This is a genomic window from Pseudoalteromonas sp. QJM3NY_22 (genome assembly GCF_056173065.1).
On record NZ_JBWBTZ010000003.1, the window covers coordinates 59,085 to 76,497 of the forward strand.

29 protein-coding genes and 1 pseudogene are annotated in these 17,413 nt (G+C 37.3%); 3 read left to right on the top strand and 27 right to left on the bottom strand.

Annotated elements, in window-relative coordinates; all coding sequences use genetic code 11:
* Positions 1–29: 29 nt before the first annotated feature.
* From traN (AC0VZ4_RS25315) to AC0VZ4_RS25410, 20 genes and pseudogenes are all read right to left on the bottom strand, one after another.
* The gene (gene traN, locus AC0VZ4_RS25315; RefSeq protein ID WP_475442337.1) at positions 30–1,022 is read right to left on the bottom strand and encodes a conjugal transfer protein TraN; all 993 of its coding nucleotides are present in this window, start codon (positions 1,020–1,022) and stop codon (positions 30–32) included.
* Positions 1,023–1,067: 45 nt separating this feature from the next.
* Positions 1,068–1,355 (bottom strand): annotated as a pseudogene (gene traN, locus AC0VZ4_RS25320) (conjugal transfer protein TraN); the annotation flags it as partial.
* Between the two features lie 18 nt (positions 1,356–1,373).
* Positions 1,374–1,940: a hypothetical protein gene (locus tag AC0VZ4_RS25325; protein WP_475442236.1), complete on the bottom strand. Its 567-nt coding sequence runs from the start codon at positions 1,938–1,940 to the stop codon at positions 1,374–1,376.
* A gap of 66 nt (positions 1,941–2,006) precedes the next feature.
* Positions 2,007–2,654: a hypothetical protein gene (locus AC0VZ4_RS25330; protein WP_475442237.1), complete on the bottom strand. Its 648-nt coding sequence runs from the start codon at positions 2,652–2,654 to the stop codon at positions 2,007–2,009.
* 204 nt (positions 2,655–2,858) lie between these two features.
* Positions 2,859–3,383 (bottom strand): hypothetical protein, encoded by a 525-nt coding sequence (locus AC0VZ4_RS25335; protein ID WP_475442238.1) that lies wholly within the window; start codon positions 3,381–3,383, stop codon positions 2,859–2,861.
* A gap of 23 nt (positions 3,384–3,406) precedes the next feature.
* Positions 3,407–3,649 carry a hypothetical protein gene (locus AC0VZ4_RS25340; RefSeq protein WP_475442239.1) on the bottom strand — a complete coding sequence of 81 codons (243 nt, stop codon included), beginning with the start codon at positions 3,647–3,649 and terminating at the stop codon, positions 3,407–3,409.
* A gap of 29 nt (positions 3,650–3,678) precedes the next feature.
* Positions 3,679–3,951 (bottom strand): hypothetical protein, encoded by a 273-nt coding sequence (locus AC0VZ4_RS25345; protein ID WP_475442240.1) that lies wholly within the window; start codon positions 3,949–3,951, stop codon positions 3,679–3,681.
* Positions 3,952–4,153: 202 nt separating this feature from the next.
* A complete protein-coding gene (locus AC0VZ4_RS25350; protein WP_475442241.1) occupies positions 4,154–4,330 on the bottom strand; it encodes a hypothetical protein in 177 nt (58 codons plus the stop codon).
* A gap of 33 nt (positions 4,331–4,363) precedes the next feature.
* Positions 4,364–4,597 (bottom strand): hypothetical protein, encoded by a 234-nt coding sequence (locus AC0VZ4_RS25355; protein ID WP_475442242.1) that lies wholly within the window; start codon positions 4,595–4,597, stop codon positions 4,364–4,366.
* Positions 4,598–4,630: 33 nt separating this feature from the next.
* Complete coding sequence (locus tag AC0VZ4_RS25360) at positions 4,631–4,822, bottom strand: hypothetical protein (protein WP_475442243.1); 192 nt, start codon at positions 4,820–4,822, stop codon at positions 4,631–4,633.
* Positions 4,823–4,857: 35 nt separating this feature from the next.
* The gene (locus AC0VZ4_RS25365) at positions 4,858–5,148 is read right to left on the bottom strand and encodes a hypothetical protein (RefSeq protein WP_475442244.1); all 291 of its coding nucleotides are present in this window, start codon (positions 5,146–5,148) and stop codon (positions 4,858–4,860) included.
* A gap of 18 nt (positions 5,149–5,166) precedes the next feature.
* Positions 5,167–5,358, bottom strand: coding sequence for a hypothetical protein (locus AC0VZ4_RS25370; RefSeq protein ID WP_475442245.1), 192 nt, complete (start codon positions 5,356–5,358; stop codon positions 5,167–5,169).
* Between the two features lie 77 nt (positions 5,359–5,435).
* Positions 5,436–5,744 (bottom strand): hypothetical protein, encoded by a 309-nt coding sequence (locus AC0VZ4_RS25375; RefSeq protein ID WP_475442246.1) that lies wholly within the window; start codon positions 5,742–5,744, stop codon positions 5,436–5,438.
* Positions 5,745–5,820: 76 nt separating this feature from the next.
* Positions 5,821–5,964 (bottom strand): hypothetical protein, encoded by a 144-nt coding sequence (locus AC0VZ4_RS25380; RefSeq protein ID WP_475442247.1) that lies wholly within the window; start codon positions 5,962–5,964, stop codon positions 5,821–5,823.
* Between the two features lie 10 nt (positions 5,965–5,974).
* Entirely contained in the window at positions 5,975–6,760 is a 786-nt protein-coding gene (locus AC0VZ4_RS25385) for a hypothetical protein (RefSeq protein WP_475442248.1), read from the bottom strand.
* 38 nt (positions 6,761–6,798) lie between these two features.
* On the bottom strand, positions 6,799–7,071 hold the full coding sequence (locus AC0VZ4_RS25390; RefSeq protein WP_475442249.1) for a hypothetical protein: 273 nt from the start codon (positions 7,069–7,071) through the stop codon (positions 6,799–6,801).
* Positions 7,072–7,097: 26 nt separating this feature from the next.
* The gene (locus AC0VZ4_RS25395) at positions 7,098–7,367 is read right to left on the bottom strand and encodes a helix-turn-helix domain-containing protein (RefSeq protein ID WP_475442250.1); all 270 of its coding nucleotides are present in this window, start codon (positions 7,365–7,367) and stop codon (positions 7,098–7,100) included.
* Between the two features lie 29 nt (positions 7,368–7,396).
* Entirely contained in the window at positions 7,397–8,137 is a 741-nt protein-coding gene (locus AC0VZ4_RS25400; protein ID WP_475442251.1) for a hypothetical protein, read from the bottom strand.
* Between the two features lie 194 nt (positions 8,138–8,331).
* Positions 8,332–8,694, bottom strand: coding sequence for a hypothetical protein (locus AC0VZ4_RS25405; RefSeq protein ID WP_475442252.1), 363 nt, complete (start codon positions 8,692–8,694; stop codon positions 8,332–8,334).
* Positions 8,695–8,704: 10 nt separating this feature from the next.
* A complete protein-coding gene (locus tag AC0VZ4_RS25410; protein ID WP_475442253.1) occupies positions 8,705–9,037 on the bottom strand; it encodes a hypothetical protein in 333 nt (110 codons plus the stop codon).
* 284 nt (positions 9,038–9,321) lie between these two features.
* Between AC0VZ4_RS25410 and AC0VZ4_RS25415 the strand changes: the two genes are divergently transcribed.
* Entirely contained in the window at positions 9,322–10,083 is a 762-nt protein-coding gene (locus tag AC0VZ4_RS25415) for an IS5 family transposase (RefSeq protein WP_475439610.1), read from the top strand.
* A gap of 161 nt (positions 10,084–10,244) precedes the next feature.
* On the opposite strand, the gene AC0VZ4_RS25420 is transcribed toward AC0VZ4_RS25415, so the two are convergent.
* From AC0VZ4_RS25420 to AC0VZ4_RS25435, 4 genes are all read right to left on the bottom strand, one after another.
* Complete coding sequence (locus tag AC0VZ4_RS25420) at positions 10,245–10,967, bottom strand: scabin-related ADP-ribosyltransferase (protein ID WP_475442254.1); 723 nt, start codon at positions 10,965–10,967, stop codon at positions 10,245–10,247.
* A 143-nt stretch (positions 10,968–11,110) separates the two neighbouring features.
* A complete protein-coding gene (locus AC0VZ4_RS25425; RefSeq protein ID WP_475442255.1) occupies positions 11,111–11,566 on the bottom strand; it encodes a hypothetical protein in 456 nt (151 codons plus the stop codon).
* A 149-nt stretch (positions 11,567–11,715) separates the two neighbouring features.
* Entirely contained in the window at positions 11,716–12,060 is a 345-nt protein-coding gene (locus AC0VZ4_RS25430; RefSeq protein WP_475442256.1) for a hypothetical protein, read from the bottom strand.
* 238 nt (positions 12,061–12,298) lie between these two features.
* On the bottom strand, positions 12,299–12,505 hold the full coding sequence (locus tag AC0VZ4_RS25435) for a hypothetical protein (RefSeq protein ID WP_475442257.1): 207 nt from the start codon (positions 12,503–12,505) through the stop codon (positions 12,299–12,301).
* Between the two features lie 581 nt (positions 12,506–13,086).
* Between AC0VZ4_RS25435 and AC0VZ4_RS25440 the strand changes: the two genes are divergently transcribed.
* Positions 13,087–14,346, top strand: a complete 1,260-nt coding sequence (locus AC0VZ4_RS25440) for an IS256 family transposase (protein ID WP_475442258.1) — start codon at positions 13,087–13,089, stop codon at positions 14,344–14,346.
* A 194-nt stretch (positions 14,347–14,540) separates the two neighbouring features.
* Here the strand turns inward: AC0VZ4_RS25440 and AC0VZ4_RS25445 are convergent, their stop codons facing one another.
* The 3 genes from AC0VZ4_RS25445 to AC0VZ4_RS25455 form a co-directional block, all read right to left on the bottom strand.
* Positions 14,541–14,759, bottom strand: coding sequence for a hypothetical protein (locus AC0VZ4_RS25445; protein WP_475442259.1), 219 nt, complete (start codon positions 14,757–14,759; stop codon positions 14,541–14,543).
* Between the two features lie 256 nt (positions 14,760–15,015).
* Positions 15,016–15,351 (bottom strand): hypothetical protein, encoded by a 336-nt coding sequence (locus AC0VZ4_RS25450; protein ID WP_475442260.1) that lies wholly within the window; start codon positions 15,349–15,351, stop codon positions 15,016–15,018.
* 141 nt (positions 15,352–15,492) lie between these two features.
* Positions 15,493–15,702: a hypothetical protein gene (locus tag AC0VZ4_RS25455; protein WP_152965273.1), complete on the bottom strand. Its 210-nt coding sequence runs from the start codon at positions 15,700–15,702 to the stop codon at positions 15,493–15,495.
* Positions 15,703–16,180: 478 nt separating this feature from the next.
* On the opposite strand from AC0VZ4_RS25455, the gene AC0VZ4_RS25460 reads away from it, so the two are divergent.
* The gene (locus AC0VZ4_RS25460; protein ID WP_475442261.1) at positions 16,181–17,410 is read left to right on the top strand and encodes a TniQ family protein; all 1,230 of its coding nucleotides are present in this window, start codon (positions 16,181–16,183) and stop codon (positions 17,408–17,410) included.
* The last annotated feature ends 3 nt before the right edge of the window (positions 17,411–17,413 follow it).

Consider the following 17,413-nt stretch of genomic DNA (forward strand, 5'->3'; position numbering starts at 1 on the left):
AGGCTGGCATTTTTACATCCTAACGAATATCAGCCACCTTCCTCACTACCAAGTGTAAACCCGAACTCACAAATTTGTGGACGCGGGTACTTTGAACAATCCAATGGTTCGTTCATTTTTTCCTTAATAGCCTTTGCTCCCTCAGCTGCATTGCTTGTTCTTTGAAGAGTCCTTTCTGTGGGTGTCTCTCTGTATTCAGTATTTTCATACCTACCACCAGCGCTTAAATCATCTTGATTCGACTCGGGTATTAAATTTGACTCAATCATTACGCCAATCCATTCACTTAGATCTATTTGATTGAAGTCTAGTGCTTGTAATTCCTCATGCGTTAACCCTGAGCACTCAGTCATATCTTTATTTAGTAATACATGAGCTTGCTGCATAACTATTCGACTTAAAATAGAGCCATAACAACAATAATCCTGCCTTTTCAAATAGCAAACACCAAAGCCTTCTTTAGCGCAATATTTATCCTCCACCGCATAGCATTGACGCATTTCAAGTTTAAGTGCTGTATCACTGTCAACTTCATCACATGCAGTTAATAACGAACCAATAAGTTGTGCTAGTTGATACATGGAATACCAAAACATTACCGCACCTAAAAAGTTAGCTGCGCTTGCCATCCCATCACTTAAACCGGTTACTACTTGGTCTTCGGCTGCGCTCTCTGCCCCCTCAGATGCAGCTGTAGAAAATAATAAACTACCCAATTCCTGTGGCACCGCGTCATAAATAAGTTGATATATATATTGTGTCATAGGACCTAAACCCGCTTCAGCTACAGTTGAAGCAGCAGCTCCACCTGCACCTGTCGCAGCTCCTGGCACAGCCGTTGCGACATTCCCCGTTACTGTTTCCACGGCACTGGTATAGAATGAACTAACACTTTCCCACGCGTTTGTAGAAGTCACCGAGTCAGATACCGTAGTCCATGCTCCATTAATAGCCTCTGCAGCGGGTTCAGAAAATACCCCTCCCATTTGCTGATTTTCAAACTTGAGCATCATTTGTGTCATGTTTAGGTAATCAAGAAAGTCGATACCCTCCGGTGCTTCGCAGCAATCATTACCCCAGTCTGAAGCAGTAGCCCATGAGCAATATTGCCTTTCACCTTCAAAAATACGACAGGTTGATAAATCGCCCGGCACATCACACGTAGCTTCACCTGGTATTTGCTCCATAACGTTTGCAATAGCCGCAGCTTTCAGGAAGTTTTCGTTTTCTTCTTTTTCACCCCAGCTACATTCACCACCTGAACATGGCAACATACCTTCACATGATGATTCAGTTGTCTCGTATTCAAAGTCAACGTCATAGCCTGTATCACACTCATAGGTTACTGTTTCATTTACGCAGTTATTCCACCTCTAATTTTTTAATGCCCCGAGAAAGTCTAAACGCCATTCTTTCAACTGTTTTTCAGGAACAGATACGCTCACATCTGTTGTTGTTCCAGCTAATCGACAAGCCTCCGCCCAACCTACAGGATCTTGTAATGCAATCAAGGCATCGGTCATTAATATTATTGAAAGCCCTTGTATCATGTCTTGCAAGTCAGTTCTTCCAACTGCTTCATACATGTAACCCAACGTGAAGCATCGTGAGGAATGATTACTGAACCTCTTTTCAAGTCTCTGAGCTTCCTTTCTACGTTCCTCACCATCTTTCTTTCGAGATAATGCTGCAAGGCGTTTAGACAGAGCCAAGCCTTCTGTAGCAGCAAACAACGCTTGATCGTGAACAGCTTCTTCATATTTCATACATCTATTTACACTGGGTAAACCGTTAACAGAGTCCAAATCTCTCTGATTACCAGCATTGGCTATCCTAGACATTTGACGCTCTGAAACTCCCCATCGCTCCCCTATTTGTTTAAACGTCCAACCTTTTTCATTCGCAATTTTTTGAAAAAGGGAAATATTTTTACCTGTCATATACGTCTAGTACACCTCTCGATATTAACCTGTCAAATATGTCTAGTTAATTAGTTTGCATAAATTTTAAACTACTGGATTTTCGAGTAGGTCATTGACTTTTTCTATTTGCTTTAGCCATTCTTTGGTACTCTCACACCGCATTTCAACTGTTGTTTCAATTAAAGGATATACATCTAGCAAGGTATTTTGATTAAAAATTGGCTCGTGATGTGCAATACGATTTCTCAGTCTTCTTATGGTAAAGCAAGCTTGTTTTAATAATGATCTAATCTGGCTCACTGTTAAATTTCCAGCGTTAGGGAAAGTAGTATGAATATAATCGTTCCAAATACGCCCATCATGCCTACTTGTTAACATCTCTTCCCACCAAGATAGCTTTAGTTCAGGCAATACTTTGCCTAACCCTTGGTATTCACTGCCTATTGCAACTAACAAACCTCTTTTATTTTTAAAAGTTAGCGAGTTCTGCAATACTTTATTTGTAGGCCAATCCACCCCATACCTTGAAGCAATCGCATCACTAATAGCATTACGTAGAGTTATTTCATAAATATGTAACGGAAATAGAAAATTAGATGACAAATTAGCGTTCCATTCATATAACGAAAGAGCTTTAATATTGCAATCAACACCAGCTCTTGCAATCACTGTATTTCTGTATGTTGAAAATCGACTTATTGATAGAGTGTTTTCAATTGCTTCGTATTGCATTACCTTCCCTATAACATGTTTTTCTTTGCTTTAGTAAACCCAAAGCAGACTTTTAGTTGATCAATTTATTAGTTCTGGTACTATTGATCTTGAGAGCTTTGGATATCCCTGCTTACGCAGCCCACCAAAGACATAAGATAAAGACGAAACCCATGCTTAGGCGTGGGTTTTTTCGTTTTAATGCCCTGTTACTTTTATTCCAATCTAAGATTCAGCTAGTAATTTTTCAGCATGTTTAATACTAAATTCATGCTTATTACTATCGACCTTGTGAGCCTTTAAAAAACCTATCTTCCACGATTTTTCGCATTGCTCTGTATCAAATGCTGTTCTAATAAATCCACCTAAATAATCATCAAAACCTAAACTTTCCGCTGAATTTTGAAGTGGTGTAGACCAAAACTCTAATTGAGAGATCGCGTCCAAGAATTCTGTTTTGTTACCTGAGGGGAAATGGAGTCTTTCATTTATTCGTCGCTTGATTACTTCTAAAGCTTTTGAAAGTTCATCTTCATAAGAACATGCCTCGCCTTTGCGAAAAGTCTTAGACAAAGGTAAATAGATTTTTCCATTTTCTTTGACTAGCGTGTCTCCTTTTTTCAGCACAATGTCAGTATCATCTTGCTTTATTAACAACTTTTCTTCTTTATGCCAAAAATCTTCATGGCCTATAAAGTTCGACATTTCAATTAGATTTTCACCTAACCAAACAATTGTAGTACTAGACATATAATTACCTCGTATTCCAATGGTTAAAGTTCGTTGTTAATAAGGAATGATTCAACCCAATTGACTGCGGCCACTCGCAATTCTTCGATTGATTTTGTAGGCACTAACTTTTCATCTTCCCAATTACCACTATCTATAAAAATGTGACCGCTACCATCGGGCTCAATATGAATAGTTGTATAAAGCATTCCTACGATCCAGTCCTCTTCTGGACAACTGCATTCATCACTCTGTCTTGACTCAATGAACTCATAGCAATGACTCATTTGTGCAAACGAACCATCCATATAAACCCTTAATCCAATTTCACTAACTTGTATTCAGTTTTACCTGCTCTGATAGTGCATTCGTCCTCACTACCTTGTAATTCCAGATCGAAATTGATTGGATAAATGGCTGCTACAATATAGTGCTCGCCGACAACAAACTTATCATCGTTTATGCAGCTACCTTCTTTGCGACCAAGCCACTCGACCTTATCACCAATAACAACCTTGCCATGTAGAGCTATGACATTGCCGTTAATACCACAGACTACTGAACCATATTTTCGGCTTTCTACTACCATTACGCTCTCCTTATTCCAACCGTTATTTATAGTGAATAGCTAGCTGAATTTAATAATTGTAAAAATATATTCCAAGGCCACAGAGCCCCCACAATATAGCAATCATTAGGTGAGTATTTCTAATAAAGAAATTGTCATTTTCAGAATTTGATTTGATATTATTTTCTTCGTTTGCCATAACTTACTGCCTGATTCCAATACATTAATTTATAGATTTAGTGATAGAGTTTTGGCGCTCTTGATAAGATGCCATTTGCCAACCCTCCAACCAATCATCGGCCAAATCAGCATCAAGTTTTTGATACGGGTTATCTTGATACGCAACCCCTAACTTGTAATCTACTTTACCGCGCTGCCAAGCTGACTGTGAAGCGTTCATAATTAGTTTCCACATTACTTATTGGTAATATTATTAAACAGCGTTTTTAATGAAGTCTTTTATTAAACGATTGAAATCACTTCCCGCCGCGTCATCTTCTCCGGTTACTACAAGTTCAAAACTTTTAGCCAGATAAACGGATAACTCATCATCCATACCATCGATGACAGAGCCAGCGAAGTTTATAAATTCTTCAACGCTAAATTCAATTCCTTGCATTTTTTTAGCAGCTAAATGAAGCCCTGTAAAATCAACATCCAGTTCCATGACTTACTCCAGTATTCCAATATGCTTCTGTGGTTATTCTCTATCAGGATCTACTTCCTGCTCGATGGCATCAAATGCTTCTTCGCGAAAATAGGTATCGTTTAACCCCGATTTATAGGCCAGCTCTTTTGACGGAGTGATGTGGACTACATCAACGATCACATCGTGTAACCCTGACCAGCTTTTCTCATCTTTAAACAAATCTTCTTTAGTAAAACGTGACATTCAATTCAGCCTTTGTTTCTTTGGGTGATATAGATTTAATTTCTAGCAAACCAATATGGAACATCCGAATTATCTTCTTTTAAATTTTCTAACATATAACCACAAAAATCACATGCAGCTTCATGCGCTGTCATATCGCTTGGTATACGCTCAGCTGCATAAAAAGCATCATCCATAATAGAAAGTGTGCCAATAGCTGAAAATATATGTCTAATGTTTTTAGCTTCATCATTATTAAACGTTAAATTTGTTGCGTTATTTATAACCGCCGTTTGAACTTCAGTTATAAACTGAAATTTTTTCCAATTAAAAGTATTGCTGTTCATTGTTATCCCATTTTTAATTTAGGTTTTATTTCTAGAAGCGTAGTACGTTAATACCGTCCACAGTACAACTGCCGGAGGTAACCACCAATGGTCATTCATTTTGCCGTCTTTAATAGTGCCTACTTGTAAATCAAAACCTATCAACCAAAATATAAATACGCTAGTAGTCCAAAAAGACAAACCTACCATTACTGAAAATAGAACACGCATTACTCTGGCGTTCCAATGTTTTGTCTTTGTAAACGACAATGCGATACAAACAAAGCTCAATAACCATAGAGAAATAGTTAGCACTTAGATTCCTTTTTAAGTTTTAATCTCTGATGTAAGCGTGCACAACACACAAACCAAAATGCAGACCAAAGGCACGTAGTTACTGTTACCCAATTTGCAAATCTATTAAAATCTGTGAACTCTGGCATCACATCAAAATATATAGCAACCATTGCAGGAATCATGATAAATACTCCACCAATTAATAGAATACAAATAAGAGCAACCACTCCTAAAATGATACCAATTGCATCAATTGATGTTTCTTTGATTGCGCTAATTAACTCCGGAACTACTAATTTAAAGGGGTAATGTGTAATCATTTTCATTCCAACATTTATTAACCTAGCATTTCTGCTACTGCTTCCTTTCAAATAAAGGCTAATCCAGCCTCATATTTTAGATACTAAATTCATAATTAGTATCTCTAATACTCAACTCTAATTGGTCTTCATTAAGCTCAAAACTAGAGAATTTATAGCTGGTTTTAAGCTCAGTGTAAGGAATACCGAAACTTCGAATTTCATCCAAACCTTTAGTCAAAGCAACACCTTTAATCTGAAAGCCCTGCATCAAACAGTTGTTGGTGCATAATCTGAGGAAAGCGTTTTTGAATAATATCTAATATGCTCTCGCAAACAAATAAATAGCGGAAAACCCAGATGTGTCCTTCCCTATTTTCTTTGAACTTAAAAATTCTTGTATATCTGTTTTGATCCACATCAGTACGCTCTTCAAGTGCAGATTCTAACTTTTTATGACAGTATATTAAATTGTTAAGAGCCCATCTAAGAATTGGGTCTTTCAAGGGTAAGGCATCAGGATTGTCGTCTTTGAGTAACTGAATATTTAGACCAACATCAAAAAAGTCTAAATGTATATCTGGGTATGAAGCTACGCACGGATAAAGTCTATGAATATCGATAAAGTGAAATATAGCACTTAGCACACTATAATCATGATTTGAACCTTCAGTCCCATAGTACGGGTATACACCATTTGCAATGTAACTTTCATGGCGCTTTTTCATAGCTAATAATTTAGCTTCAGTATAAATGCTATGATTTTCTTTATGGTCAATAATTTTATGATGTTTGGGACATAACCATATTAAGTTTTCATAATTATTTAAAAATTCTACGTCATATTCTCTAGCCCTAGGTCCATTTACACCAACAATATGTGCTCTTTCACCAATGATTACCCGGCCATCTGCGAGCAAGGTATTACAAAATTCATTGTCTGAGTTAAAGCTACAGCGCCCACCTGCTTTTGTTATCAATAAGTTTGTATCCGTAACTTTAATATAGCGTGACTTCTTCTTGCCTTCTGAAATCATAGAGAAAAATTATCCTTAATTTATTTATTCCAATTAAACTATTCCACAAAACTTAAAGTGTATCGGTCTGTTATCTCAGCAATTCCACCACACACAGCTACAAATGCTAAATCACTAGCAATAAGCCAGTGCTTAGCAAGTTCATCGCTCATACACTCCTCTTCAATAAACAACTTGTCTTCACAGCTATTGAGTGCTTCTGAGGCAATCACATTCTGATTTTCGAAGTAACAATGCATAATAGAGTTTGCTAGTTTCGATTGCTCCAACAATGGCTTGTTGTCGTAATTGATTATAATTTTTAAATCCATAAGGCAGTATTCCAAGATTTCTTAACTCATGGATATAATAGCACGCCTTTAACGTGCTTCAAGTTGTTTTTTAGCCAAGTTTTATTTAACATTCCCCAATCAACAACTGAGTATGAACCGTTTTTGTTTTCAAGCACAATAGACAGCTCTGGAATTGCCGATAATGTGTCTTGAGCTGTTCGCCTTGGCATTCCTGTAGCTTCCATAATTGCTGGCACAGTGTTAACGCCTGCGCTAATCAGCCAAGTCACGTAAGCTCGCCTATATAAGCTAGTTTTTGTTTTGCTATGTGTCATTTAATAACTCTGTGAAAATATTTTTAAATCTAATCATTTTGAGTTTCCGATGGTAACAATATATCCTCAAAGGTTTTTAAGTTAGCAATATCACATTCCGATAAAAATCTATCCTCGAACCCTAGCGCGGTTATTAACTGATACTTACTTGAGGACAAATACCTAATTACTTCTAAATGCTCCTGATATTTTTTGATTATGTTATTTATTGCCTGCTCCCTACTTCTAGTAGAGCGTCCTTTCCAAGCTGGTTCGTGATGGAACAATCTATTTCTAAATTTATTTAAAGTGCCAAAATTTTGAAAAATTGTATTCAAGGAAACCTTACTTGCTTGGGCGTTGGGAAAGCATTGGTTAAATTTGAATTGCCACAAATTATGCTTTTTATCTCTTGGATTATTATAGCCTTTCGATAGCATGTGAACCCAGAATCCAAATGGAAGCCGCGATACAAGATCATTTGTTGTGTATTTAGCTCCCACTTCATCTAAGCACTTTTGCTCTGCTTCGGTCACTTGATTTTTTGATTTGTCGCTAATTGTTTTAGTTTTGAACCATTCTGGATCATCAAACTGCTCTGTCGCACACTGGTGTATTGAATTTCTTAAAGTAACTTCAAGTAGTTGAACAACTGTGAAAAAGTGGCTCATAATGCTCTGCATTGACATATAAATAGCTATTAATTCATAGTCAGATTTACAGGAGAATACTTGACGATACGTTTCAAGTTTTTCCGTAGATAGGCCCTTTTTTATTTCTGCAAGATCCAAATTATTTGCCCTTATTAAATTTATTAGGTAATATGACGGCAACTGAGGCATTGCCTCTTGTTGCGATAGCCCTGTCCTCTTACGCTCTATGAGTATTGACAACAGGTAGCGAGTTTAAGAGCCATTCCAATTGGGGTGGCTCACTTGTTTCTGACGCACAATAAATTCTAAAATGCACCTTAATACCCTGTTACTTATATTCTTGAGTAGACATTATTAATAGCCTCTGATATTTGCAACAAGTTACCATTATATTTGTCTGTTACTACTTGCCTTGATGCATAGCCAAATAAATCAGCTACAACACCATGGTCAACATTTCTAGCTAAATGAATTATTAACGAATCTTCAAATGTTTTAGCTGTGGCCCATTCTAAACTAGCTTTTTTAAGTAATGCGTTTACTTTAGTTCTTAGAATGGTTGGCTGTTTATTAATACCACCCTTAACTTCACGTTCACTCATTGCATACTCATTAAGTCGATCATTAAGCAATGCTGGTGCGTATTCACTAAACCCTCTGTAAGTACCTAAGTTATGTCTATACTTCGCAGGCACTTTTTGTTGCTTATTCCAACCTCAGATTTTTGATACTAAATTCATAATTAGTGCCTTTAATGCTTAACTCTAATTCGTCTTCATTAAGTTCAAAATTAGGGAATTCATAGCTAGTTTTAAACTCAGTGTAAGGAATGCCGAAGCTTCGAATTTCATCACCAAACAATAGATGAGGTCCGAAGCTTGAATGCTGCCCTGTAAATACAGAAACTGAGACTAGCCCATTCCTGCCTGACTTATCCATTAGCTGAGCTGTAGCTTCTTGCATTGCTTTGCCGTTGCGGTCAACGCCGCTAGCATCCAAAAAAGCCATCATTGCCATTGCATTTTCTATACGAGACATAACATACTCCAATGGTTATGAACCTAACTGAATTTGGCTGTCGCGATTTATAAAGTAAGCTTTTGAGGCTAGCAAACTAATAAATGTTGCAACAATACAATTTAATATTACCATAACCCATAAATCACCCTGTATTTTAAATATAGAGATCTCGACTACTGTTAAAAACACCGAAAATATAGGTGTCAATATACTAGGGCGTGTTGATCTTTGCGGTATAAAAAACAAACAGCATAAGGATAAGGTATAATTGAATTCGCTAAAAAACGTTACACCGAACCCTCATGCCAAGATTAATGTTAACAGACGCGACATGGAATGTCTTATCAAAAGTAATGCACTTAAGTGGTCGAATTTATAATAAGCCTGAGCATAGAAAAACGCTCGAAGGCATACTCTATAAGATGCGTACCGGTATTCCTTGGCGAGATTTACCGTCTTATTTCGGCTCGTGGAGTGCTATTTATAGACGATTTAATTTATGGTCCAAAAAAGATATTTTGAATGAATTATTTCGAGTGTTATCCCACTATGCTGATATGGATTGGATCTTTATTGATGGCAGTATTGTCAGGGCTCACCAGCATAGTTGCGGTGCAAGAACCGCTGACAATGAATCAATCGGTAAGAGTCGAGGTGGTAATTCGACTAAAATTCATCTTGCAGTAGATAGCGGAGGATTGCCTGTTTATTATGAATTATCCTGTGGAAATACGCATGATATCGTCCATGCAGAGTCACTTGTAGCCAATTGCCCAACGAGTAATGTTGTTGTCGCAGATAAAGGCTACGATAGTGAAAAACTAAGAGAGTTTATTCGTGACAATAGCGCTACACCCGTTATTCCACGCAAGGATAACAGTTTAGTGGGTAATGAAGATATTGACTGGTGCATGTACAAATATAGGCACTTAGTTGAGAATGCCTTTGGTCGGATCAAACAATATAGAGGGATAGCCACACGGTATGAAAAGCTTGAGCGGAATTATCATTCCATGCTCGCTTTAGCATTCACTATGATGTGGCTACCAATATGGGCTGATTAATATATATACTACAAAGATCAACAGCCCCTAGTCATTAGTACGTATCTATTCATTGTTAGTCCTTGTTTATGCCAATACAACAATCTTTTACTTCCCTATTGCTTACAAGTGTTTATTTCGTTTTATCATGGTATTAACAATCATTCTTAAATGCTCAACAACTACCCCCTTAAACTTATAACCCCTTTATTAACTAACTCTAATACTAAGCTCGTCCACTGGTCTATGGGGTAAAAATCTGTCTCCATTACATCCCAGTCTTTAGCCCAGGCAACACCTTTAATATGATGAAGTGGTACTTTCTTAATAAAAACAACTTCGCCCTCTCCTTGATGAAGATAATAAGGTGAAAAGTAATCGTTTACAGATATCGAATTATGTGAGGAAATTTTATAAACCCAACGACCGGGGTGTTGGCAAGCAAATTCGCGAGCTATTTGCATGTTGGTAGTTGCACTTATATAAATGCTTTTTATCGTTGATTCCTGGTGTTTCATTAAGTTTGACTCACCAGAATTATAATAAAATCCATTCGCTCTTATCACTTGCTCAGGATTAATCCCGCAGCCCCTATATACATATTTAGGTAGAACACTTTTAGAGCTTGGCTCTGGTAATATATTAATCCCCCTAAAAACTGAGCCTAAAATATAGTCGTCTTTTTGACCTGGTATTGACTGGCCATCGCTTTCAAGATAGTGCCCCAAAGATGGTCTTACAAAGCCGCTGAATGCTTTTTTAAATGCTAAAACGCCCTCGTTTCCAAGGTTGTTTATTTGCTGGATAAGGGCGGCTAGTGAAACATCGAAAGGCTCCTCCCCTTCGTTTGACGATCTTAATTTTCCTAAACTTTCTAACATTCTATCTAAATCAGAATTTACCATTAACACATTCCTTTATTGTTAAACTATTTAATTTTATATTGTTGGAAATAATGGCATAGCTCTATCCGTCACAGAAAAGAAATTCAAATCAGCATCTACGCAGCGCCAATCGTCAACCGCTAAAATCAAATCATTACCCCCGTCTACATTAACAAACTCGAACCGCTCCTGATTATGTGAAGGCTTATTAAATTCGCCATAACTAAGATTATCTTCAACGACGATTTTTTTACAGAGTTAGTCCTAGCTGACGTACATGTAACCTCACCATTCAATTTAAAAAAGTCATGAATCAGGTTCAGGTAATAATCCTTTTCATAAGCCTTACCTCTTGGAACACCCACCAAACTCCCAAATTCGCTGTTGTACAAGCTAAGAAACGATGTGTATTCAGACGCAACGATTTTTCCATCTTCAATCATTGAGTATGCCAGTTGTCTTAATTGCCGCTCTTTCGGATTTTCAGTCAATACTTTGTAAACATTGGCGTAGGTAACACCACCACTGTCCACAACATTATTCATATACCAAGGTACAACTTTGTCGGCACTGTAAAACACGGCTAAACCGCAAGCAAATAAAAACAAATATCTTTTCATTCGTTATTACAACACTGTTAGGCCGCATCATTATAATGCCGGTTTAGCGCCTAATGAATCTGAGGTTAGATACCAAGATTCTAAAACTGTGGCCAAAATTAGTTGACCACTACAGATCTTGTCTGAACTAATACACGTACACAAATCCACTATTTATTGGTCGCAGTGGTCCTATATAAACCTGCTTCAGCTAACAATCTGAAATGGTTTAGCGATGATTCTTTAAGTAGTTTCATATAATAATTGCGAGCACTATTAAAATCACCATTCCTTTCCAACCCCTCGGCTTCTGCAACTAATTCATCTAGCCGGTTAAAATCTAATTCGTTGGATTCGAAGTCGTTGACTACATCAGGAGTTAGCGAAGGGTCTATTTCATAGATACGACTTCTAATTTCCCACAAAGAGTGAATTGCTTTACCAATATCAACCATATTTTTCTGCGTATCCAATGAACTAGAGTCTTCAATAAGTTTTGAAGTACCAACTACCATTTCGATAGCTTGGCCCAGTAACAAGTTGACGCTTTTAAGCTTATCTATAACACTTCCTACTTATAAATAGAACCAATATATTACCCTAACTTGATATTCAAGTCTGCAACTAGGAACGTAAACTAACAATTTTTAACTAATCATGTGAATAGAAGATTTAATAGGTTTTGTAAATCGAATTAATATTGAAGTTAAGCACCACTAACTTTCGCAGTCCTCCCTGACACCTTCTATTCCACTATGCTGATTTTACTCTTTGCCACACATCTATATGAGGTAAAATAAAAAAACTATAACCAAAAACCGTTAAACATAAGAACATCGGTTTAAGTGAATCGGTAATACCTAAATCACTACCAAAAAAAGCCAGTAATTGAAAAGTTATAGCTAGTGCAGCAATAACTTTTTTTGGTTTATTCTTTAATTCAAATCCTGATATTTCCATAATTTATGAACTCCTGATATTCTTTATTTCGAGTAGCATGACCAAGTTAAATAAAACCAATAAATAAGAAATCCCTCACCTTCAGTTTTAACACCTTTTTAATTAAAATAGCTCTACCTACTATCAGCCAAGAAATAATAATTGCTGAAAACTAAAAGCTAAAAGCTAAAAGCTAAAAGCTAAAAGCTAAAAGCTAAAAGCTAAAAGCTAAAAGCTAAAAGCTAAAAGCTAAAAGCTAAAAGCTAAAAGCTAAAAGCTAAAAGCTATCATTAACATCATAAAAATAACTAACATAATCAAGTATTCTTTCAAATCCATTTACAGCTTGTACTCTGTACATCCAAATCTGGAAACACTCTGGAAACCTACATATTATCTAGTTTAGGAGGCTTTTCCAGAAAAAGTGAAAATTCGCAAAGAAATTTAGACTTTTTTGAGGTCTGGAAAATATTTTTCCAGATTTTGTATTGGACTTCCCATATTTGAGCTATAGTCGTTTCTGGTGTATGAGAAAAAGTCATTGCGATGTAATCTGTTAATTGATCTTGACCGGATCAACAATTAACCAGAGAGACATCGCAATGACTGAAAATGATAATGTTATTTCCATTGAAAAACCAGACAATCCGTTAGAGCAGTTGCTTAAAAGCGGGGCGCAGCAGTTGTTAGCTCAAGCGATTGAGGCTGAGTTGGCTGTTTTATTGGCTCAATACCAGCATGAGACCGTCGAGGGACTTCAGCGGATCGTCAAAAATGGTCACCAGCCTGAGCGTACGATCCAAACAGGCCTTGGTGATATTGAGGTCAAAATACCTAAAGTCAGGGATCGAAAAAAGGAAGGCATTAAATTCAATAGTGCCTTGATCCCGCCTTATCTGAAACGGACAAAAAATATCGAAGAGCTGATCCCATGGCTCTATTTACGAGGAATTTCGACGGGTGATATGCAGCCCGCTTTAGTGTCTCTTTTAGGCGAGCAAGCCAAAGGTTTGTCGGCCAATAGTGTCTCTCGGTTGAAATCCACCTGGGAAACGGAGTATCAGCAGTGGTCTAAACGTTCCTTGGCTAAACGTCGATATGTGTATATCTGGGCCGATGGGATTTACAGTAAAATTCGAATGGATGATAAGCTGTGCTTACTGGTAATTATGGGGGTAGATGAAACGGGCAGAAAGGAGCTATTGGCGGTGGTTGACGGGGTTCGTGAGTCTGAGCAGAGCTGGACTGAAGTGTTAAATCAGCTGCGCTCACAGGATCTAACAATACCACCAAAATTGGCCATAGGGGATGGTGCGCTGGGGTTTTGGAATGCCCTCACCAAAGTATGGCCAACAACCCAACATCAACGTTGCTGGGTGCATAAAATCGCGAATGTGCTAAACAAAGTGCCGAAATCAATGCAACCTAAAATCAAAGCGAATTTACAAGATATCTGGATGGCAGAGAGTCGAGCTTCTGCTTATAAAGCGTATGATTTATTTGTTAAAAATTACTCAGTCAAATACCCAAAAGCGACGGATTGCTTGATGAAGGATAAAGATGAAATGCTGGCATTTTATGATTATCCTGCTGAGCATTGGATGCACATAAGAACGAGTAATCCGATAGAGTCAACGTTTGCGACGGTAAGGCTGAGAACGCATAAAGTGAAGAGTTGTGGCAGCCGGACAACCACCTTAATGATGGTTTTTAAACTCGCGCAGTCGGCAGAGAAAAAATGGTACCGCTTGCGAGGATTTAAGCTACTGGCTGAAGTAATTACAGGGGTAAAATTTAAAGACGGCGAAAGAATAACTCAAGATCAAACAGAGCATCAAGATGAGCTCATACACCAGATTTGACAATAACTCCCCATATTTGCTAGACATCAAATAAGTTTTAACTTTACTAACTGGCTCGAATAATAGGAATTAACCAATCTGACAGTCGCCTAAGTGCCATGAGCAGACATTGGTAACGCTCAATTAATGGACTTTTATTGCAGGCTAAAATTTGCGAGGGACAAGCACAATCCTGTTCAATCGCTTGTTATGTTTTACTCAAAAAGCAACCTGATAAACTTAGGAATATATTTAGATGGAATATAAGTACAACCATAAAGTACCGCTAATGGGATAAGAACAGCTAAAGCGGGTAGATCATTTTTACCACCGAATATCGCTAAACCAGATAATAAAGTAAATAAAACTGCTGTCAGAATCCATATCCCTTCAACTATACCATTTCGTTTATCTGATGAGTGTTTATAAAACAAACAATTGCACCTATTACAACTAACGGTGAATAAAGCAGGTGAAAATCAGATGTGAAAACGAGATACATTAAAAAGCAGCCTAGCAGCCGTGTAATCCAAGTTTTTATATTGCTAATTAACTTCACCTAAACCTCTGAAAAGTATAACTTATAAATAGTGGGCGTTGGCACGTAGTGCATAATAGCGAAGCCGTCCTAAGCGTTTGCGTCCCAGCGAACGAAGTGAGCGCGTTGATTGACCTGTTATGGGTCGGTACTCAAATTTTTTGATTGCTATCAGAAAAAGAGGACTGTTCGACATCTTTTTCTCGATTTACACAACGAAACCATAAACTTGATTCCGGCCAACCACCTAACGGTCTAGCTTGTTTCGATTCAACATTAAGTGTCTCGACTACTTGTCCTTTATTCGCGCAAAAGTACGAGGCTTCTTTATAAGCATTTTTTTGTAATGTGTTGGAGTTGGTAAATCCCGTATCCCCTGTTTGCACTACTCTGTATGCATCTTTACCGTCAGGGATTACTCCGCTGCTCGATGTACAAGCTGTTAATAATAAAGATACTGATAATATTGCAAAAAATTGTCTTTTCATAAAATTCCCTTTAGTCATTATAATGCCCGCATTAGCTACGGAGCATGTTAGACGCTTTTTTACGTCATTTTCTTTTAAGCAAAAAATCGAACAATGTGGGACGTCAGATCTAATGCGCTTGTTAGTTGCATTTTTAATTGACTAAAAGAAGCCAATAATGACCGTAATTATTACCGATGCGATCGCACCACTGCCTATTGAGCCAAATAACGCCATTTTAGGATTTTGCTTATAATCAGCTTTATCACCATGTTTAGCAACATTTTGTGCGTTCATGTAGCCACGAGAAAACATGCTATAAATAATCATTATGGGTAAAGTTATAAAGAATACTTTCCAAGACCATTCCACTTTTAAACCTCCAATGTTCAATATTACGGATGCAACTAACATTTTATAGTACGATAATCACGTTTATTTCTGCCGACTTAACGCTCATTTATCTACTTTATATAGTTTTAACAAATAACCTAAGGTATTACTATCACTAAGTTTTCTAAAAATTTTAAGTAAAGTTAAATAGAACAATATGCGCACGCCGCTAATTTTCATGGATATATGCGCAAACAGTAGTTTGACCAATCAATTAACTATTATATTTAGCCAATCTCAATAACTGGTTCTCGCTCAAAGCCACCCTTAGTGCATTTACGTTAACTCACTTTGGGGCAAAGGTGTGTTGAACGTGATCGTCTCAGACACACCACTGGACAAAACCTTGCCCAATTCTCTCTAATCTGGTGCTTTCCCTTGTATACTAAATCAAGCTTGCAATATATGTAGGGTAACTTTACATTGGGCTTAGGTTTTTTAAGTTGTTAAGTATTAAATGGCTTTTTTATTCTCGCCCAAGATTGGTCCCTTTTCTGATGAATCGCTAGAAAGCTATTTATTGCGAGTAGTGTCAGAAAACTTTTTTGAATCATATGAAGGGCTAAGCTTAGCTATACGCGAAGAGCTCCATGAGCTTGATTTTGAAGCGCATGGTGCGTTTCCGGTCAACTTGAAAAGACTCAATGTTTGCCACGCCAAGCATAATAGCCACTTTAGAATGCGGGCTTTAGGGCTACTCGAAACACTATTAGATTTACCTCGACACGAGATACAAAAGCTGGCTTTATTAAAGTCAGATATTAAATTTAACTCCTCAGTTGCCCTATACAAAAATGGCGTAGACATTCCCCTGAGATTCATTCGTTACCACGCTGAAGATGTCGTTGATTCGATTCCTATTTGCCCGCAATGTCTTGTTGCAGAAGCTTATATAAAACAAAGCTGGCACATAAAGTGGGTAAATGTATGCACTAAACATCAATGTGCTTTAATCCATAAATGTCCCGAATGTTGTGCCACAATCAACTATATCGAAAATGAGTCAATTACTCATTGTTCATGCGGTTTTGAGTTGTCTTGCGCAAGTACTCCGCCTGCAAATACATTAAGCACTGAGTATTTGCATAAGTTGCTAGATAAACGTGATTATAATGATAGTAACCCACTATTTAACAATACCACTCTTACTGAACGCTTTGCTGCACTCCTTTGGTATCAGGAACAGTATTCTCAAACTGATAGCTTTTGTTTAGACTATGTTGTTGATTATTTTAGTAAGTGGCCAACTGTTTTACATAAAGAGTTAAGTGTCTTAAGTAATAATGCTGAAATGAAGCTTATTGAACTGTTTAATAAAACAGAGTTTAAGTTTATTTTTGGTGAAGCTATTTTGTCTTGTCCTAATGCTCAAAAGCAGAGGGAATCTCACTTTATTTATAGGGCTCTATTAGATTATTTAGTTACTTTAGTTGAGAGTAACCCTAAAACTAAAAAGCCAAATACAGCTGACTTATTGGTAAGCGTATTAGAGGCTGCAACTTTATTAGGTACTTCAGTAGAGCAAGTATATAGGCTGTACCAAGATGGTATTTTGCAAACGGCATCTCGTCATAAAATGAACCAGCGAATCAACCCTTACAGGGGCGTGTTTTTTTTAAGGCATGTTATAGAGTACAAAACTAGTTTTGGAAATGATAAAGCTAGAATGTATTTGTCGGCATGGTGAGTA

What these genes read in the sequence shown, in the direction of transcription:
- AC0VZ4_RS25365 (WP_475442244.1), bottom strand. Translation starts at nt 5,148, where the DNA reads ATGAACAGCAATACTTTTAATTGGAAAAAATTTCAGTTTATAACTGAA.
- AC0VZ4_RS25425 (WP_475442255.1), bottom strand. Translation starts at nt 11,566, where the DNA reads ATGAAAAGATATTTGTTTTTATTTGCTTGCGGTTTAGCCGTGTTTTAC.
- AC0VZ4_RS25325 (WP_475442236.1), bottom strand. Translation starts at nt 1,940, where the DNA reads ATGACAGGTAAAAATATTTCCCTTTTTCAAAAAATTGCGAATGAAAAA.
- AC0VZ4_RS25420 (WP_475442254.1), bottom strand. Translation starts at nt 10,967, where the DNA reads ATGGTAAATTCTGATTTAGATAGAATGTTAGAAAGTTTAGGAAAATTA.
- AC0VZ4_RS25355 (WP_475442242.1), bottom strand. Translation starts at nt 4,597, where the DNA reads ATGGAACTGGATGTTGATTTTACAGGGCTTCATTTAGCTGCTAAAAAA.
- AC0VZ4_RS25360 (WP_475442243.1), bottom strand. Translation starts at nt 4,822, where the DNA reads ATGTCACGTTTTACTAAAGAAGATTTGTTTAAAGATGAGAAAAGCTGG.
- AC0VZ4_RS25415 (WP_475439610.1), top strand. Translation starts at nt 9,322, where the DNA reads ATGCCAAGATTAATGTTAACAGACGCGACATGGAATGTCTTATCAAAA.
- AC0VZ4_RS25345 (WP_475442240.1), bottom strand. Translation starts at nt 3,951, where the DNA reads ATGGTAGTAGAAAGCCGAAAATATGGTTCAGTAGTCTGTGGTATTAAC.
- AC0VZ4_RS25435 (WP_475442257.1), bottom strand. Translation starts at nt 12,505, where the DNA reads ATGGAAATATCAGGATTTGAATTAAAGAATAAACCAAAAAAAGTTATT.
- AC0VZ4_RS25335 (WP_475442238.1), bottom strand. Translation starts at nt 3,383, where the DNA reads ATGTCTAGTACTACAATTGTTTGGTTAGGTGAAAATCTAATTGAAATG.
- AC0VZ4_RS25450 (WP_475442260.1), bottom strand. Translation starts at nt 15,351, where the DNA reads ATGAAAAGACAATTTTTTGCAATATTATCAGTATCTTTATTATTAACA.
- AC0VZ4_RS25430 (WP_475442256.1), bottom strand. Translation starts at nt 12,060, where the DNA reads ATGGTAGTTGGTACTTCAAAACTTATTGAAGACTCTAGTTCATTGGAT.
- AC0VZ4_RS25350 (WP_475442241.1), bottom strand. Translation starts at nt 4,330, where the DNA reads ATGAACGCTTCACAGTCAGCTTGGCAGCGCGGTAAAGTAGATTACAAG.
- AC0VZ4_RS25460 (WP_475442261.1), top strand. Translation starts at nt 16,181, where the DNA reads ATGGCTTTTTTATTCTCGCCCAAGATTGGTCCCTTTTCTGATGAATCG.
- AC0VZ4_RS25370 (WP_475442245.1), bottom strand. Translation starts at nt 5,358, where the DNA reads ATGCGTGTTCTATTTTCAGTAATGGTAGGTTTGTCTTTTTGGACTACT.
- AC0VZ4_RS25385 (WP_475442248.1), bottom strand. Translation starts at nt 6,760, where the DNA reads ATGATTTCAGAAGGCAAGAAGAAGTCACGCTATATTAAAGTTACGGAT.
- AC0VZ4_RS25390 (WP_475442249.1), bottom strand. Translation starts at nt 7,071, where the DNA reads ATGGATTTAAAAATTATAATCAATTACGACAACAAGCCATTGTTGGAG.
- AC0VZ4_RS25440 (WP_475442258.1), top strand. Translation starts at nt 13,087, where the DNA reads ATGACTGAAAATGATAATGTTATTTCCATTGAAAAACCAGACAATCCG.
- AC0VZ4_RS25330 (WP_475442237.1), bottom strand. Translation starts at nt 2,654, where the DNA reads ATGCAATACGAAGCAATTGAAAACACTCTATCAATAAGTCGATTTTCA.
- AC0VZ4_RS25395 (WP_475442250.1), bottom strand. Translation starts at nt 7,367, where the DNA reads ATGACACATAGCAAAACAAAAACTAGCTTATATAGGCGAGCTTACGTG.
- AC0VZ4_RS25375 (WP_475442246.1), bottom strand. Translation starts at nt 5,744, where the DNA reads ATGATTACACATTACCCCTTTAAATTAGTAGTTCCGGAGTTAATTAGC.
- AC0VZ4_RS25410 (WP_475442253.1), bottom strand. Translation starts at nt 9,037, where the DNA reads ATGTCTCGTATAGAAAATGCAATGGCAATGATGGCTTTTTTGGATGCT.
- AC0VZ4_RS25340 (WP_475442239.1), bottom strand. Translation starts at nt 3,649, where the DNA reads ATGAGTCATTGCTATGAGTTCATTGAGTCAAGACAGAGTGATGAATGC.
- traN (WP_475442337.1), bottom strand. Translation starts at nt 1,022, where the DNA reads ATGACACAAATGATGCTCAAGTTTGAAAATCAGCAAATGGGAGGGGTA.